14 protein-coding genes are annotated in these 17,132 nt (G+C 69.0%); 4 read left to right on the forward strand and 10 right to left on the reverse strand.

What is annotated here, in order from left to right:
- The first annotated feature begins 30 nt into the window (after positions 1-30).
- Positions 31-225: a YdcH family protein gene (locus ORK51_RS09515; protein WP_019184121.1), complete on the forward strand. Its 195-nt coding sequence runs from the start codon at positions 31-33 to the stop codon at positions 223-225.
- Between the two features lie 341 nt (positions 226-566).
- On the opposite strand, the gene plsB is transcribed toward ORK51_RS09515, so the two are convergent.
- From plsB to ORK51_RS09535, 4 genes are all read right to left on the reverse strand, one after another.
- A complete protein-coding gene (gene plsB, locus ORK51_RS09520; RefSeq protein WP_266084795.1) occupies positions 567-3,281 on the reverse strand; it encodes a glycerol-3-phosphate 1-O-acyltransferase PlsB in 2,715 nt (904 codons plus the stop codon).
- A complete protein-coding gene (locus ORK51_RS09525) occupies positions 3,281-4,249 on the reverse strand; it encodes a hypothetical protein (protein WP_266084796.1) in 969 nt (322 codons plus the stop codon). The genes plsB and ORK51_RS09525 overlap by 1 nt, the downstream gene beginning before the upstream one ends.
- 150 nt (positions 4,250-4,399) lie before the next feature.
- Positions 4,400-5,125, reverse strand: a complete 726-nt coding sequence (gene pyrF, locus ORK51_RS09530) for an orotidine-5'-phosphate decarboxylase (protein ID WP_266084797.1) — start codon at positions 5,123-5,125, stop codon at positions 4,400-4,402.
- The gene (locus ORK51_RS09535) at positions 5,122-6,045 is read right to left on the reverse strand and encodes a 5'-nucleotidase, lipoprotein e(P4) family (protein WP_026069926.1); all 924 of its coding nucleotides are present in this window, start codon (positions 6,043-6,045) and stop codon (positions 5,122-5,124) included. Before ORK51_RS09535 ends, pyrF begins: the two co-directional genes overlap by 4 nt.
- 111 nt (positions 6,046-6,156) lie before the next feature.
- Here ORK51_RS09535 and ORK51_RS09540 point away from each other — a divergent pair, with 111 nt between their 5' ends.
- On the forward strand, positions 6,157-6,819 hold the full coding sequence (locus tag ORK51_RS09540) for a YceH family protein (protein ID WP_070426331.1): 663 nt from the start codon (positions 6,157-6,159) through the stop codon (positions 6,817-6,819).
- Between the two features lie 119 nt (positions 6,820-6,938).
- Here ORK51_RS09540 and ORK51_RS09545 read toward each other — a convergent pair whose 3' ends face one another.
- Complete coding sequence (locus ORK51_RS09545; protein ID WP_266084798.1) at positions 6,939-7,469, reverse strand: GNAT family N-acetyltransferase; 531 nt, start codon at positions 7,467-7,469, stop codon at positions 6,939-6,941.
- A gap of 94 nt (positions 7,470-7,563) precedes the next feature.
- On the reverse strand, positions 7,564-9,540 hold the full coding sequence (locus ORK51_RS09550) for a UvrD-helicase domain-containing protein (RefSeq protein ID WP_266084799.1): 1,977 nt from the start codon (positions 9,538-9,540) through the stop codon (positions 7,564-7,566).
- Positions 9,541-9,698: 158 nt separating this feature from the next.
- Between ORK51_RS09550 and ORK51_RS09555 the strand changes: the two genes are divergently transcribed.
- Positions 9,699-10,391 (forward strand): SEL1-like repeat protein, encoded by a 693-nt coding sequence (locus tag ORK51_RS09555; protein ID WP_070426328.1) that lies wholly within the window; start codon positions 9,699-9,701, stop codon positions 10,389-10,391.
- Positions 10,392-10,438: 47 nt separating this feature from the next.
- A complete protein-coding gene (locus ORK51_RS09560) occupies positions 10,439-11,050 on the forward strand; it encodes a thymidine kinase (protein WP_070426327.1) in 612 nt (203 codons plus the stop codon).
- 31 nt (positions 11,051-11,081) lie between these two features.
- Here the strand turns inward: ORK51_RS09560 and ORK51_RS09565 are convergent, their stop codons facing one another.
- From ORK51_RS09565 to mutM, 4 genes are all read right to left on the reverse strand, one after another.
- The gene (locus ORK51_RS09565; protein ID WP_266084800.1) at positions 11,082-12,683 is read right to left on the reverse strand and encodes an OpgD/OpgG family glucan biosynthesis protein; all 1,602 of its coding nucleotides are present in this window, start codon (positions 12,681-12,683) and stop codon (positions 11,082-11,084) included.
- A gap of 92 nt (positions 12,684-12,775) precedes the next feature.
- Complete coding sequence (locus tag ORK51_RS09570) at positions 12,776-15,607, reverse strand: serine/threonine-protein kinase (protein ID WP_266084801.1); 2,832 nt, start codon at positions 15,605-15,607, stop codon at positions 12,776-12,778.
- 30 nt (positions 15,608-15,637) lie between these two features.
- The gene (locus tag ORK51_RS09575; RefSeq protein ID WP_019184109.1) at positions 15,638-16,201 is read right to left on the reverse strand and encodes an ECF-type sigma factor; all 564 of its coding nucleotides are present in this window, start codon (positions 16,199-16,201) and stop codon (positions 15,638-15,640) included.
- Positions 16,202-16,266: 65 nt separating this feature from the next.
- Positions 16,267-17,079: a bifunctional DNA-formamidopyrimidine glycosylase/DNA-(apurinic or apyrimidinic site) lyase gene (gene mutM, locus ORK51_RS09580; protein ID WP_070426325.1), complete on the reverse strand. Its 813-nt coding sequence runs from the start codon at positions 17,077-17,079 to the stop codon at positions 16,267-16,269.
- Positions 17,080-17,132 lie beyond the last annotated feature (53 nt).

Consider the following 17,132-nt stretch of genomic DNA (forward strand, 5'->3'; position numbering starts at 1 on the left):
AGATGTGTATGCTCAGCGCTTGTGGACACCATGACACCCACCGATATCAGTGCCCGCCTTGCCGCGCTCCGGCAGGAGCACCGTGCGCTGGATGAGCAGATCCTGGGCATGGCCGCCAACGGCGACGATGAGCTGGAGGCCAAGCGCCTGAAGCGGCGCAAGCTGCAGCTGAAGGACTGCATCGCCAAGCTCGAAGACATGCTGATTCCGGACGAGCCGGCGTAGAGCCGACCGTTGGTCGGCTGCGGCTCCTCCCGATCCCCACTGGGGTCCCGAGGGTAGAGCCGACCGTTGGTCGGCTGCTCTTGCTCCCGGCGGCATGAACCCCTGGCGTGGGGCTTCGGACGGTGGTCAGCGTCGGTCAGCCGGGGCACGCCGTGTTGCCCGGTCTCCGGACGCTTGTGCCGCGCTTGCGCGCGGGTACCGACCAACGGTCGGTACCTACGAATTGCTGGCGAACGCAACAAGATCCGGATACGTCCGGATACGCCCGGTGCGCCCGGTGCGCCCGATGCGTCGGATACGGCCGGATACGTCGGATACGTCGGATCGACGACGTGCCGTCGTCAATCCGTGCTGACCGGCTCTTCCGGCTTTGCCGCTTCCGGGCTGACACGCTCGATGGTGTGGCGCAGTTCGCGGCCGAGGATGAACTTCGCATCCTTGGCCCACGCATCCAGGCGCGCATCGAACAGCAGCTTGCTGTTTTCATCCGGCCACACCAGGCGCAGTTCGCGCAGCTTCTGGATGAAGCCGCGGAACAGGGTGCGGTCGAAGAATTCCGGCGCGGCCGGCGCATAGAGCAGGCTCAGGCGCTGCGCGGCCTGCTGGCACAGGCTTTCCAGCTCGGCTGCGCCCAGCGTGCCGGGGCCGTTCTTCACCAGCACCGAGATCGCGATGTAATAACGCTCGAACGCCTGCTGCAGCGAATGGCCGATCGCACGCAGGCGGAAGACTTCATCGGTCTGCCCGGTGTTGCGCGCCAGGATGCCGCCGTCGTCGTCGTTGATGTTCTGCAGCAGCCCTTCGCGCACGAACACGTTGATGGTCTGCTCGATGCGCTGGGCGAACTCGTCTTCGGTCCACGGCAGGAACAGCTCGGCCTGCAGGAACGGGTAGACCGTGCGGCCCAGCTGGACCAGCCCGGTGCGGCTCATGCGGCGGTTGTTCTGGAAGCAGCAGGCCACCCACGAGGAGGCGGTGAACAGATGGATGACGTTGTTGCGGAAGTAGCTCAGCAGCACCGCGGTATCGCCGCTCACACTGAGCACATCGCCGAGCGGATGCTTGATGCGGGTGAGGACGTTGATCTCCTCGGCGTGGGCGATGATCCGCTCCGGCGAGTGCGGAGTGACCGTCACCCGGTCCGAGTACGGCATCTCCACCAGCAGGGTCTTGCACAGTTCGATCTGCGCGATCAGGTCCGCCTCGCCCATCGCATGCTTGGGCGTGGAAAGCAGCGCCAGCGCGAGCAGGTTGATCGGATTGACGTCGGCGGCGCCGTTGATATGCACCTGGATGCGTTCGGCCAGGTGATCCACCGTGCCGGACAGCCACGAGGGCTTCTCGTCTTCGCCGACCGGCTGGCCGTTCCACTCCGGCGCACGCTGGGCGAGCACGTCGTTGAGCGCGATCGGCTCGCCGAAGTTCACCACCACCTGGCCGTAGTTCTGCTTGAGCACCTTGGGGATCGACCACAGCAGCGACCAGATCGATTCCTTCTCCTTCGGCCGGCCGGACAGTTCGTCCAGGTAGCTGCCGCCTTCCATCAGCTTTTCATAGCCGATGTAGACCGGCTGGAACAGCACCGGCTTGCGCGGCTGGCGCAGGAATGCGCGCAGCGTCATCGAGATCATGCCGCCCTTGGGCTGCAGCAGGCGCCCGGTGCGCGAGCGGCCGCCTTCGACGAAGTACTCGATCGAGTAACCGCCGGCGACCAGCTGCGCCACGTATTCGCTGAGCACCGCCGAGTACAGCGCGTTGCCGCGGATCGAACGGCGGATGAAGAACGCACCGCCCTTGCGCAGCAGCGTGCCGACCACCGGCAGGTTCAGGTTGATGCCGGCCACGATGTGCGGCGGCACGATGCCGCGGTCGTACAGCAGGTAGGACAGCAGCAGGTAATCCATGTGGCTGCGGTGGCTGGGCACGTAGACCACTTCGTGCCCGGGCGCAGCAGCCTTGAACTTGTCCAGGTGGTGGACCAGCACGCCGGCGTAGATGCGGTTCCAGACATGGCTGAGCATGAAGCTGGCCGAACGCACCACGGGACTGGAGTAGTCCGCGGCGATTTCCCACGCGTAGGCGTGGGCTTTCTTCCAGGCATCGGCCGGCTTGGAGTTGTCGCGCTTGGCCTGCGAGGCGATCGCTTCGCGCACGGTGTCCGCGTCGAGCACCTTGTCCACCAGCAGGCGGCGGGTCGACAGGTCCGGCCCGATCACCGACTCGCGGATGCGGCGGAAATGGGTGCGCAGCACGCGCTGCAGCTTGCGCACGGTGCGCTCGGGGTCCAGCCCCTCATCGACCGTGGTGCGCAGCGAGATCGGCGGGGCGAAGCGCACGATCGTGCTGCGGCCGTTGAGCAGCACCGCCAGCAGGCGACGGAAACGACCCACCAGGGCCCAGTTTTCCGAGAACAGCACCGCGAACCAGCCGCTCTGCTTGTCCGGCGCGCGGCCGACGAAGATCGAGACCGGCACCAGGTGCACGTCCAGCTCGCCACGGGCGCGGTGCGCCTGCAGGACCTTGGCCAGCGAGTCGGAGTGGGTCTTGGCGCCACGCTGCTCGGGGATCAGCGAGTTGCTGCTGCTCCGGCGCGACAGGGCCAGGTAGGCGCGCTTGCGACCGGTCGGGTCACCGGCGATGGGCACCAGCGGCGACGGCAGGCCGGCCTCGCGGCAGGCCTTGTCCAGGATCAGCGCGTTGGACAGGCCGTAGTCCTCCAGCACGTAGACCACCGGCCGGCCATCGTTGTACTGGCCGGGATGTTCGGGTTCGATCTTCAGCGACAGCCACGGCTCGACCAGGCGGCCGAGCAGGCGCGCCCACCACGGCGGGCGGCCGCTGGGCGCGCGGGTGCCGGGCACGATCGCCGACGGCACGATGGCCGCCGGCTCCGCATCGGCGGCAACGGCCTCCGCGGGCGCGCCAGCGACCGGCGGGACCGGGGCGGCAGCACCGTCGGACGGCACGGTAGCGGGCGACGAGGACGTGGCGTCCGGCGTCTTGGGCGGCTCTTCGCCGGGGAAAGGCAGGGGATTCTGGTTCGGCATCGGCTTCATTATGGCTTAGCCGATGCGGAAGCATCGTCCTTGATCGCCGCAGCGGCTTCTGCCTCGGCCGCCTGGCGGGCGTCATGTTCAGCTTGTGCGGCGTCGGCGGCCTGCAGCAGCGCGTCGGTGTCTTCCAGCGTGCGGGTCACATACCAGTGGCCTTCGCGCCGGGTCATCCGCACCTGCGCTTCGATCTGCTCGCCGGCCAACGTGTACTGGATGCGCACCACGGCGTCGTCGCCGAGCTCGGAGGTCAGCTCGCCGCGCAGCCCGGTCAGGGCCTCATCCAGGGACAGCCCGTAGCTGGCCAGGGCCGTCTTGAAAGCTTTGATGAAGGGACTCAGCCGGCGCAGGCTCTCTTCCATGCCGGCCGCCTGCAGCTCCGCATCGGTGGACAGCCCGGCGGTGCGCGCGGTGGCCGTCAGCAGGGTGATGGTGGTCCTGGCCCGCTGCTTGTCCGTCAGTGGCGCGGCGGCAGCCCAGCGGCTCAGCGCGTTCACCACCTGGGTGTAATGGGCACGCTCGCTGTCGCTGTACTCGCTCTGGTTGCGCAGGTACTGCTCGCCGAACAGTCCCATCGAGTGGGCAGCCTGGCGGACCTGGGTCGCCTGGCCGGCGATCTGGGTATCAAACGAGCGCTGCAGCCGCTGCGGCGCATCCGGCCGCGACAGCGCGGCCAGCATCGGCAGCAACTGCCCATCCAGCGGCAGCTCGGTCAGCGGCCAGCGGCTGTGGCCCTGGCTCCACGCGCCCTGCAGGCGTGCGTACTGGCTCGGCGGCACCGCTGCCTTGGCATACCCGACCAGATCGTTGTCGGCGACCCGCTGGGCCAGCTGTTGCAGGGCCGCGACCGGCTCGGGCGCCGGCGCGTCCGGATCGATCTGCTTGTCCTTGCAGGCACTGAGCAGCACCAACCCGCACAGGGCCAGCGCCAACACCTGCCCTCGGTACTGCCACGGCTTCAACGACATGGACATGAATTCGGACTCCCCGGACCGGTCCGCATCTTGCGGCCTGTTCGGTGACAGCGGCAAGCCGGCAGACCTGCCGACCCTGCGCTTTATGCGCAAGCCCTTGAATGTACAGAAAAACCGGCGGTGACGGGGCCGCTACGCCCCGTCACTGCCTCAGCGCGCGGCGAGCGCCTGGGCGATCTCGGCCTGGATCGCGCGGGCGGTGGCCTGCGGGTCGCTGGCGAGCCGGATCGGGCGACCGACCACGATCGCGTCGGCGCCGTCGGCAAAGGCCTGGGCCACGCCCACGGTGCGCTTCTGGTCATCACCGACCGGGCCACCGGGGCGGATCCCGGGGCACACGATCGAGAAGCCGGCGCCGGTGGCCGCGCGGATCGGGCCGGCCTCCTGGCCGGAGGCGATCACGCCATCGATGCCAGCGGCCTGGGCGGCCAGCGCGCGCTCGACCACCACCTCGACCGGCTCGCGGTCGATGCCCATCTGGGCCAGGTCGCTGCGGCCCATCGAGGTCAGCACCGTCACCGCCAGCAGGCGCATGTCGCTGCCGTTGGCGGCCGCGCAGGCCTCCATCATCGCCGGGTGCCAGCCGTGGATGGTGGCGTAGCTCACCGGCCACTGCGACAGCCGCTTGATCACCGCAGCGGCAGTGGCGGGGATGTCGAAGAACTTCAGGTCGACGAACACGCGCTTGTCGCGCGCGGCCAGCGCATCGAGCACCTCGAAGTACTCGCCGGAGGCCAGCAGTTCCATGCCGATCTTGTAGAACGACACCGCATCGCCCAGGCGATCGACCCAGGCCAGCGCGTCATCGCGGCCGGGCACGTCGAGCGCGAAGATCAGGCGCTCGTCGTCCCGCAGCGGCAGCGGCGCCCGGCTCACGGTGCGTAATCCAGCGCGGCGCGCTTGGCGTCGTGGCGGGCCTGGCGCGACTGGCTGTAATCGTTGTTGAACTGGGCCGGCTCGAAGCCGCCGTAGGTCGGGTTGGGCAGCATCCACCAGCGCTCGCCGAACCAGTCGTGGTACTGCTGCAGCAGCGCGTCACGGCCGTCGTTGGTGTTGGCGGTGACTTCCACGAAGTCGCCCAGCTGGTCGCCGAACTGCATCAGCACGCGGTACTTCTGGCCGGCCAGGCGGCGGCGGCAGTTCTTCTCGCTGCCGGCCTGCTCGCAGCCGTCCACCACGGTGCCCAGGCCGAGGAACACGCTGTCGTCGGCCACCGGCAGGCCCTGCTCGCGCAGGTTGGCCAGCGTGGCCTCCTTGAGATGCACGGCGCGGTTGGAGATGTACAGCAGGGTCACGCCCTTGGCGTTGGCCGCCTTGGCGAAATCGACCACGCCCGGAATCGCCTTGGCCTTCTTTTCGGCCACCCACTGGTCCCAGCTCAGCTCGTCGTACTCCTTGCCATCGCGCACCAGGCGCGCCTGGTAGGGCGAGTTGTCCAGCACGGTTTCATCCACGTCCAGCACCACGGCCGGCTTCAGGCCCTTAGCGGCGTTGCCGCGTTCTTCCGGCACCAGCGCGTCCCAGTTGGCTTCCTTCAGCGCCTTGTCCAGGTGATCGGCGGCGGCGCGGTAAGTCTGCTCGGTGATCGCGCGGTATTCCTGCGCGCGCTGCATCCACAGCACGGCATTGAGGTTGTCATTGGCGGCCACGGCGGCATCGCCGGTGGCGGCCGGGGCGCTCGCGGCAGCCGCAGCGGCCGGCGGGGCGGCATCGGCCGGGGTTTCGGTGCGCTTGCAGGCACTCAGTGCCAGCACGGCACAGGCAAGCACGGACAGGGAAACAGCACTACGACGCATGGCATTCACCGGCAACAGATTCGCGCCAGTTTACCGGCTTGTCCGGCGGCATTCATGCGCAAGGCAGGGCTCGGCTATGCTGCACGCCCCTGAAACACCCCGGAGCGCCCCATGACCGACGACACCCAGACCCCAGCCCTGCCCGTGCTCAGCGCGGCCCAGGCCCGCGCGTTGGGCTGCCTGATCGAGAAGGAGGCGACCACCCCGGACGCCTACCCGCTCACGGTCAACGCCGCGCAGGTGGCGGCCAACCAGAAGACCGCGCGCGAGCCGGTGATGGCCCTGTCCGCCGGTGATGTGCACCATGCGCTGCGCCAGCTGGAAAGCATGGGCCTGGCCCGCCAGCAGTTTTCCTCGCGCGCCGAGCGCTACGAGCATCGCGCCGGCAGTGCGCTGGACCTGACCCGGCAACAGCTGGCCATCGTGGGCCTGTTGCTGCTGCGCGGCCCGCAGACGGTGAACGAACTGCTGACCCGCAGCGAGCGGCTGTTCCAGTTCCAGGACGCGGAGGAGCTGCGCCACCACATCGAGCGCATGATCCAGCGCGGTCTGGCGGTGCAGCTGCCGCGCGCCAGCGGCCAGCGCGAAGACCGCTACATGCACCTGCTGGGTGGCCCAGTGGATGTGCAGGCCCTGGCGGAGAGCTACAAGGGGTCTTCGTCGAGCGGCGGCGGTGGCAGCCCGGCGCTGGAAGCACGCGTGCAGCAGCTGGAGGCCACGGTGGCCGAACTGCAGGAACAGCTGGCGGAATTGCGCGCGCAGTTGGGCGGGTGAGGGGCAGCCGACCAACGGTCGGCTCTACCTGTGTCGCTGATTGATTCGCTGGTGACGGGCAGCCGGCCAACGGTCGGCTCTACCGGCGGGTGGGTGTGGCGCCGTGCACGTCGCCGGTGTCAGGGCGCCGGTGCGCCGGGGGTGGCGAACAGCAGCACCACCTCCGCGTGTGGCGGCGGCAGCAGCAGGTCGCCACGATCCTCCATGCCCAGCTTGCGCAGCAGCGCGGCCGAGCGCACGTTGTCCGGGGACACGATGCCGTACAGATCGGTGTGACCGAGCACATCGCGCGCGTAGTGCATCACCCCGCGCGCGGCCTCGAACGCGTAGCCGTGGCCTTCGTACTGCGAGAGCAGTGCATAGCGGATATCCGGGGCCGGCAGCCCGGCGCGCCGGACCAGGCCGGCATTGCCCAACCATGCGCCGTCTTCGCGGCGGACGATGGCGTACATGCCAAAGCCGTTGAGCGTGTAACTGCCCAGCACGCGCTCGGCGGTGTAGTCGCGCGCCTGCGCCAGGGTGCGTACGCCGCGGTCGGCGATGTTGCGGATGAAGCCCGGCTCGTTGAGCAGGGCCAGCATGTCGGCGGCATCGTGGTCAGGGTCGATCAGGCGCAGGTGCAAACGGTCGGTCTGGATCACGGCGGACATGCGGGTACCGGTGGAAGGCGATACGCCGATTGTGCAATGCGCGCCGCGAACCCGGTAGAGCCGACCAACGGTCGGCTCTACCCCGGGCGGTGGGTCAGTCGAAGAGGGCCTGGATCGCGGCCAGGCCTGCGTTGGCGCGCTCTTTCTTGCGCGCGGCGTCGGCGACGGGATCGGCGCCATCGCGCTGCATTTCCTCGGCCGGGATCTCATCGAAGAAGCGGCTGGGCTTGAGCCGCACGTGCTCGCCGAATTTGCGGGTGAGCTTGCTGTAGCTCATCCACAGCTGCACCTTGGCGCGGGTGATGCCCACGTACAGCAGGCGTCGCTCTTCCTGCAGGTTGCCTTCGTCCAGGCTGACCTGGTGCGGCAGCACACCGTCCTCGCAGCCGATGATGAACACGTACGGGAATTCCAGGCCCTTGGAGGCGTGCAGGGTCATCATCCGCACCTGGTTGCCACCGTCGTCCTTGTCGTTGCGCGAGAGCAGTGCCAGCTGCGCGGCCAGATCGGCGGTGGAGGCACCGCGCGGGCCGCCCTCGAACCACTGCGCCAGTTCTTCCAGGTTGCCGAGGCGACGCTGGTACACCGATTCTTCTTTGCACGAACTACGCAGATCCGAGACCAGCCCGGATTCCTTCACCAGCTTGCGCACCAGGTCGCCGGAGCTGAGCTTGGGCATCTCCGCACGCAGGTCGCGCAGGATGTCGGTGAAGCGGCTCAGGCCATTGGCCGCGCGCGGCGGCAACTGCGAGAGCGCACCGATCGCTTCGGCGGCGTGCGCCATCGGCAGATCCTTTTCCGAGGCCAGCTCGGCCAGCTTGGCCAGGGTGCCGGCACCCACTTCGCGCTTGGGCGACTGCACCGCACGCATGAACGCCGTATCGTCGTCCGGGTTCACCAGCAGGCGCAGCCAGGAGAGCGTGTCCTTGACCTCCTGCCGTTCCAGGAACGCGGTGCCGCCGGTGATGTGGTACGGCGCGCGCACCAGCTGCAGCGCTTTCTCCAGCGGCCGCGACTGGAAGTTGCCGCGGAACAGGATGCAGAAATCGCTCCACGGAATCTTCCTGGACGTAGCCAGGAACGAAATCTCCGCGGCCACTTTTTCCGCTTCATGCTCGCTGTTGCGGCACTCCCACACGCGGATGCGCTCACCGTCAGCCTGGTCGCTCCACAGTTTCTTCAGGTGTTCGTGCGGGTTGTTGGCGATCAGTGCGTTGGCCGCGCGCAGCACGCGGTTGGAACAGCGGTAGTTCTGCTCCAGCTTGATGATTTCCAGCGCCGGGTAGTCGCGCGCCATCTGCTGCAGGTTTTCCGGGTTCGCACCGCGCCAGGCGTAGATCGACTGATCGTCATCGCCCACGCAGGTGAAGTTGCCCTTGCTGCCGGCCAGCTGCTTGAGCAGCCGGTACTGGGCATCGTTGGTGTCCTGGCATTCGTCCACCAGCAGGTAGCCGATGCGCTCGCGCCAGGCCAGTGCGATCTCCGGGTTTTCTTCCAGCACCTGCACCGGCAGGCGGATCAGATCATCGAAATCGACCGCGTTGAACGCGGTCAGGCGCAGCTGGTAGCGCTCGTAGACGCTGGCCGCTTCCTTCTCGCGCGTGCTGCGTGCCGCAGCCATCGCCTGCTCGGGCGAGAGGCCGGCATTCTTGGCGCGCGAGATCAGGTTCTTCACGTCCTCGATGTCGTCCGGCTTGGCCCCGTACATCAGGTCCTTGACCTGCGTGGTCGAATCGTCGGCATCGAAGATGGAGAACCCGCGCTTGAGCCCCACCGCAGCGTGTTCGATCTGCAGGAACTTCAGCCCCAGCGCGTGGAAGGTACAGATCGTCACTTCATCGGCATCGTCACCGCGCAGGCGCTTGGCCACGCGCTCGCGCATTTCCTTGGCCGATTTGTTGGTGAAGGTGATCGCCGCGATCCGCCGCGCCGGGTAGCGCTTGCTGGCGATCAGCTGGCCGATCTTCTCCACGATCACGCGCGTCTTGCCGCTGCCCGCGCCGGCGAGCACCAGCAGAGGACCTTCGCAGTGCATCACTGCCGCGTGTTGGGGAGGATTGAGACCGTGCATGCCATCTCCAGGGGAGGGGCATTGTACCGGCCTTGGTCGGCCCGCATCGACGCGCCACCGCCCGGATTGACGCCTTCACGGGGGTGGGGTATCCATTGTCCTGATCGACGCAGAGGACGCGACGCATGGCAGTGAGCAGGAAAGGACGCGGGGTGTGGATGTTGGTCGCGGCCCTCGCGGCCCTGCCCGCCTGGGGGCAGTCGAGCCAGCCGGACCTGCGTGCCCAGGATGCGCAGGACACCGACGCCTTCCTGAACCGGCACCCCGACCTGCGTTACCGCAAGCTCGGCAAGGAGGCCCAGGCGCGCGGCCGCCTCGAGGAAGCGCGGCGTTTCTACCGCCTCGGCGCCCGCCATGCCGACAAACTGTCCCAGGCCGCGCTGGCCGAGATGTGGTGGAACGGCCAGGGCGGCGGGCAGGACCGGGCGCTGGCCTACGCCTGGATGGACCTGGCCGCCGAGCGCGGGACCGAGTTCCTGCTGGTGCTGCGTGAGCGCTACTGGGCTGCGCTGACCCCGGACGAGCAGACCCGCGCGGTGCAGGAAGGCCAGGCCCTGTACGCCGAGTTCGGCGACACCGTGGCCCAGCCCCGGTTGGAGCGTGAACTCCGGCGCGGGCTGAGTGAGGTCACCGGCAGCCGTACCGGCTCGGTCGGCGGCATGCGCATGCTGGTCCGCGATGATCGCGGCCAGCGCTACGTGGAGCCGGACGTGTTCTATCGGGACGAATACTGGCAGCCGGCCCAGTACTGGCAATGGCAGGCGCGGCAGCTGGAGGCGGCCGGGCGTGCGATCGGCACCGGGAGCGTGGAGGTCGGCATGCCGACCACGGTACCGGGCTTGCGGGACTGAACCGATCCGGTGCCATGCCGGGGCCGCCGAACGGATAAAATCCCGGCATGGCCAAGCTCTATTTCTATTATTCGGCGATGAACGCCGGCAAGACCACGACCCTGCTGCAGTCGGCGCACAACTACCGCGAGCGGGGCATGCGCGTGGCCATCCTGACCCCGCGGCTGGATGATCGCGCCGGGCACGGCGTGGTCGCCTCGCGGATCGGCCTGAAGGCGGACGGGATCGCGTTCCACCCCGACACCGACCTGCAGCAGCTGATCGCCGAGGACATCGCCGCGCACGGCCCGCTGGGCTGCGTCCTGGTGGATGAGGCGCAGTTCCTGAGTCGCAGCCAGGTGTGGCAGCTCAGCGAGGTGGTCGACCAGATGCGCATCCCGGTGCTCTGCTACGGCCTGCGCACTGATTTCCGCGGTGAGCTGTTCGAAGGCAGCCAGTACCTGCTGGCCTGGGCCGATGAGATGCAGGAGATCAAGACGATCTGCCACAGCGGCAAGAAAGCCACGATGACCGTGCGCGTGGACGAGCACGGCCACGCGGTGCAGGACGGGCCGCAGGTGGAGATCGGCGGCAACGAGCGCTATGTGTCGGTAAGCCGCGCAGAGTTCAAGAAGATCATGCGCGGTGAAGGCCGTATCGACCCGTTGCAGGCCGGTTGACCCGCCTCCCCGTCAGCCTCACCCAGGCGCCTCAGTACAACGTGCGCTCCGCCGCGCCCTTCGGCGGCGGGCTGTACTGATAGAGCCAGGTTTCGGTCAGCGTTTTCCCGCCACTGCGCAGGTACAGGCGGATGTCGATCTGCTCGGTCGAGTCATCCGGCGGCACCACGTCGAACATCGCACGGTAGCCCTTGATCTCGCGCAGCGGGCGCGCCGAAACGATCTCGGTGCGGCCACGGCTGACCTGCACGACGGCCTCGACTTCGCCCTTGTCGATCATCGCGGCCAGTTCGCCCCCTTCGAAATCGACCGCAAAGCGCCACGAGAAGTACTCGCGCTTCTTGCCGATCACCCCGCCCAGGCCGGTACGGGTGGCCACGCAGTGCGCCAGCGGCGGGCGCGCCGGCGGCTCCGCGCCCCAGTACAGGCGGTAGCCGAGCAGCAGCTCCTGGCCCGGCTGCGGCTTGGCCTCGGGATTCCAGAACGCCACGATGTTGTCGAAGGTCTCATCCACGGTCGGGATTTCAACCAGCTGCACCGAGCCCTTGCCCCATTGCCCCTTCGGTTCGACCCACAGGCACGGACGCTTCTCGTAGAAGACGCCGTCGTCCTGGTAATGGTCGAAGTTGCGGTCGCGCTGGAGCAGGCCGAAGCCGCGCGGGTTGTTGTCCACGAACATGTTGAAGCGCAGATTGTACGGGTTGCACAGCGGGCGCCAGATCCATTCGCCGGCGCCGGTCCACATCGACAGGCCATCGGTATCGTGGATCTCCGGGCGCCAGTCCCAGGCCATGCGGCGGTCGTTCTCGCCGACCTGGTACATGCTGGTGCACGGGGCGATGCCCAGGCGCTCGATCGCCTTGCGGGGGTACAGCGCGCAGTCGATGTCCATCAACAGCACATCGCCGTTGGTGATCGCAAAGCGGTAGGCGCCGGTGGTGCTGGGTGAATCCAGCAGGGCGTAGACCACCAGCGTGTCCGAGTCCGCTGCCGGCTGCTCCAGGTAGTAGGCGATGAAATCCGGGAATTCCTCGGGCTTGCCCATGCCGGTGTCGATCGCCAGGCCGCGCGCGGATTGGCCGTACTGGCCCTCCTTGCCGACCGCGCGGAAATAGCTGGCACCGAGGAACGCGGCGAAGTCGCGGTCGGTGTCCTTGCGGGTATTGAGGCGGAAGCCGGCAAAGCCCAGGTCGGCCGGCAGGTGGCTGCCCTTCAGGCCGCTCTTGCCGTAATCGAAGGCGGCGCCGTCATAGGCCAGTTCCTGCGCCTTGCCGTCGGTCACGTCGAACATCCGCACCGGGGAATGGAAGTACAGCCCCAGGTGGAAGAACTTGGCCTGGTAACGCCCGGGCTGGTCGGCCCACAGGGCGTGGTCCTGACGGTACTGGATGGACTGGTACTGGTCCCAGTCCAGCCCTTCCACCGGGCCCGGCAACGTTCGCTTGTGGCTCTGGTAGGCGGCTTGGGACAGCGCGCGGGCCTGCCCTTTGAGCGAGGCGAAATCGAACGGCTGCGGCTGGCCCAGCCGGCGCAGGCCGACCTGGTTGCCCTGCGCGGCGCAGGCCGGCAGTGCGGGCAGGCCGAAAGCGGCCAGGGCCACGGAGGCATTGCGGAGGAAGTCGCGTCGTTGCATGCAGGCAGCGATGGCAGGGAAGGGCCGGCCATCATAGGCACGCAGACGTTAATTCGCCGAGGTGAATGCGCGGCGGCGTTCAGCCAGCACGGTCAGGGCCCGGCGGCGACCTGCGCCGGCACGCAGTCCTGCCGCAGCCGGTTCACCTCCTGCAGCAACTGCCCGCCCTGCGGCCACTGTACCTGCAGCTCCTGCCGAAGCTGGCCCAGTGCTTCGCGCGCGCGCGCCGGGGAGGTGCCGCAGTCCAGCTGCGCCATCGCCGCGCGCGCGCGCCAGCGCAGGGCACGGCTGTCGAGGTCGGCGGCGTCGCCCACCAGCAAGGGCGCCAGCGCGCGGCGCGCTTCCACGGTCTGGCCCATCCGGCCCAGGTTGCGGCCCCAGGCCAGCTGCAACGCGCGCTGCAGCGCCGGGCTGGAGGGCCCGGCACGGTCCGCCCGACGCATCAGCGCCGCCAACTGCTCGCCGGCCTGGCGTGGATCACCCTGCGCACTGACGATCTCGGCCATCTGCCGATCGGCCTGCTGCACGGACGCATCGTCGTCGCCGCGTTGCGCGGCCTGCCACTGCCGCCCCTCGTGCAGGGCGGCCAGGGCGGCCTGCCAACGCCCGCCCTGGGCCAGGGCAGCGGCATAGTCGTACAGGCCCTGCGGCAGCAGGCCGACGCAATCGGGTTGGCGCCAGATCGCCACGGCGCGGCCCAGGTCATCGATCGCGGTGGCACTGTCACCGCGCTCCAGCGCCAGCCGCCCCAGCGCATGCCAGGTCAGGCCGGTATCGCGATGCTGTTCACCCAGCGCCTGCCGGGTCAGGCGATGCACCTGCTGCAACTGGGCCTGCGCCTGCTGCAGGTCACCGCGCTGCAGCGCCAGCAGCGCGCGCAGACGACGGATCGACAGGGTTTCCGGGTGATCCGGCCCGTACAGTGCCACCGCATCGGCGCCGGCCGATTGCAGCGCCTGCCCGGCAGCGTCGAGGTCGCCCTGTGCGGCCAGCGTCTCGCCCATGTGCCGCCGCAGCGCGATCAACTGCGGGTTGCGCGCGCTGGCCTTGGCCTGCAGCAGCTGCAGCGCCTGCCGGTAGCCGGCCAATGCGGCCGCCGCACGGCCATCGTCGCTGTCCAGCGCGGCCAGGTCGGCCAGGCTCTCCGCAGTGCCCTGCGTATCACGCAGCACATCACGGCGCAGCACCCGCGCCTGCTCGAAGGAGGCACGGGCGTTGTCGCGGTAGCCCAGCAGCTGTTGGCAGCGCCCCAACTGGGTGTGGTACTCGGCCACGACCGTCGGCAGCCGCAGACGCTGCTGCGTGGCCAATGCCTGCATCGGCGTGAGGTGGGTCACGCACTCGCGCGAGCGCCCCAGCATGCGCAGGGCCCGCCCACGCTGGGTCACCGCTTCCAGCTGCAGCGCCGGTGGCACCTCGCCGGCCTGCTCGAGCAGCGCGCGCTGGTGATCGAGCGTCTGCAGCCCCAGCTGGTAGTCGCCCATGCCGATCCGCAGGCGGCCGATCACACCTTCCAGTTCGGCCAGCGACAGTGGCTGATCGCGCAGTTCCGCCTCGCCCCGCTGCTGTCCGGTGGCCAGCAGCTGGCGCAGATCGAAACTGCCGTGGCGCACGCCAGCGGCCCGGTCGAACAAGCCCACGGTGAAATCCTCCATCGCCTGGGCGCGCGCCACTTCACGGCGGGCCTGCTGCATCTGCCACAGCGCGGTGAGCGCCAGTGCGAGCAGGGCCAGCACCGCCATGCTGCCCAGCGCCACGCCCCAGCGGTGGCGGCCCAGGTATTTGCGCAGCCGGTAACCCACGTGCTGCGGCCGGGCATGGATCGGGCGGCCTTCGAGGAAGCGGCGCAGGTCCTGGGCCAGCGCTTCCACCGAGGCGTAGCGCTGCCCGGGTTCCTTCTGCAGGGCCTTGAGCAGGATGGTGTCCAGGTCGCCGCGCAGCCGCCGCGACAGGCGCCTGGCCGCCACCGCCTGCTCACCCCCGGCGGCCGCCACGCGCGCCACCACCGCCGAGGCGCGCGGGGCCTGCACCTCCAGGATCGAGCGCTCCCACTCCGCATCGCTGTGCCGGCGCAGGCGATAGGGCTTCTGCCCGGTGATCACCTCGAACAGCACCACGCCCAGGGAATAGACATCGGTCAGCGTGGAGACCGGCTCGCCGCGGACCTGTTCCGGCGCGGCGTAGTGCAGGGTGAACGCCCGCGCTTCGGTGGGAGGATGCACGGGCGGTTTGCCCTCGTCATCGTCGAGCAGCTTGGCGATGCCGAAGTCCAGCAGTTTCACCTCGCCCTCGGCGGTGACCAGGATGTTGGAGGGCTTGAGGTCGCGGTGCACGATCAGGTTCGCGTGCGCGTGGCTGACCACCGCGCAGACCTGCAGCATCAGCTGCAGGCGCCGCTCCAGCGGGAGCGCCAGGCGCTGGCAGTGCTCGGTGATCGGCTCGCCTTCCACGTAGGCCAGCGCAAGGTAAGGCTGCCCCTGCAGATCCACGCCGGCATCCAGCAGATGGGCCAGGTTCGGGTGCTGCAGCCGCGCCAGAATCTCGCGTTCGCGGCTGAAGCGCTGGCGCAGGCCGGGATCGGCATAACCGCTGCGCAGCAGCTTCAGGGCGACCTGGCGCTCGTACAGGCCATCGGCACGCTCGGCCAGCCAGACCTCGCCCATGCCGCCCTCGCCGAGCGGGCGCAGCAGCCGGTACGGCCCGACCCGCGTGCCTACCCGGCTGTCCTCCGGCGCGGCGGTCCACAACGGCTGGGCCAGGAACTCGTGGCTGTCGCGCTCGTGGGCGAGCAGGCGCTCCACATCCTCGGCCAGGCCCGGATCGTCCACACGCAGGCGCGACAGCCGCTGCTCACGCGCCGGTTCGGGCAGTTCCAGCAATTGATCCAGCAGGCAGGACAACTGCCGCCAGCGTGACGCCTCCATCGGTCCTCTCCCCGGACGATGCGTGGGCTTTCAGGGCTCCCCGACCGACGCCAGCAGGAACATGCGCGCCTTCTGCCAGTCGCGGCGGATGCTGCGCTCCGAGCGTTGGCACAGGTCGGCGATTTCCTGCTCGGACAGGCCGGCGAAGTACCGCAGTTCCACCACCTTGGCCAGGTGTGCATCCACCGCGTGCAGCTGCGCCAGCGCGACATCCAGCGCCAGCAGGTCTTCATCCAGGCGCACGCCGCTGCTGCTGTTCTCCGGCAGTTCCACCCGCTTGAGGTCACCGCCGCGTTTGCGCGCCAGCCGGTTGCGCGCGTAATCGACCACCACGCTGCGCATTGCCGAGGCGGCGTAGGCAAAGAAATGCGCGCGGTCCTCGAAGCGCGCGGCGCCCCGCGAGCCGAGCAGCTTCAGGTACGACTCGTGCACCAGCGAGGTGGCATCCAGGGTGCGGCCCTGCTGACCGGCCAGCTGCCGGCGGGCCATGCTGTGCAGCTCCTGGTAGAGCAGGGTCAGGACCCGGTCGAGCGCGGCGCGGTCGCCCGCCCGGGCCGAATCCAGCCACACGGTGATATCCGGTCCTTCGTCCATCGCACACCCCCGCCGGTGACGTTGGCCGGACTATACCGCCCGATGGGCGACAGGCGCGCGACGATTCAGCGCTGGCAGTGCCCGCACCAGACGCTGGCGCGCTGGCCGATGGTGGCGTGGCGGAGCAGCCGGCCACACTGGCGGCAGGGCTCGCCTTCACGCCCGTAGACCAGCAGCTCCTGCTCGAAGTACCCCGGCGCCCCGTCCGGATTGATGAAATCGCGCAGGGTGGTGCCGCCCCGGGTAATGGCATAGGCCAGGATCTGTTTCACCGCATCGGCCAGGCGCTGGTAGCGCGCGCGGGAGATCTTACCGGCCTCGCGCAGCGGATTGATCCCGGCCATGAACAGGCTTTCGGCAGCGTAGATGTTGCCGACGCCGACCACGATGCCCTGGTCCATCAGGAACGTCTTCACCGACGCGCTGCGGCCGCGGCTGCGGGCGAACAGGTAGTCGCCATCGAAGGCGTCGTCGAGCGGCTCCGGACCCAGCCCGGCCAGCAAGGCATGGGTTTCCCCCGCCGGCTGCCACAGCAGGCTGCCGAAGCGGCGCGGGTCGTTGAAGCGCAGCAGGCGCCCGTTGTCCAGGCTGATGTCCACATGGTCGTGTGCGCGAACCGGCGTATCGCCGGGCAGCACGCGCAGGCTGCCGGACATGCCCAGGTGCAGCACCGCGCTGCCGATGGCGGTATCAAGCAGCAGGTATTTGGCGCGACGGCGGACCGCTTCAATTGCCTGCCCGGGCAGCTGCTCGCTGATCTCCGGCGGAATCGGCCAGCGCAGGTCGGGCCGGCGCAGGATCACGCCGTGGATGCTGCGGCCTTCCAGGTGCGGGGAAAGGCCGCGGCGGGTGGTTTCTACTTCGGGGAGCTCGGGCATGGGAGGAATTCTAAGGCGTCCCCCGATGAACCGCGGTAGAGCGGCGGGCTGCC

This window comes from Stenotrophomonas sp. RIT-551, from assembly GCF_026241915.1.
GTDB lineage: Bacteria > Pseudomonadota > Gammaproteobacteria > Xanthomonadales > Xanthomonadaceae > Stenotrophomonas > Stenotrophomonas bentonitica_A.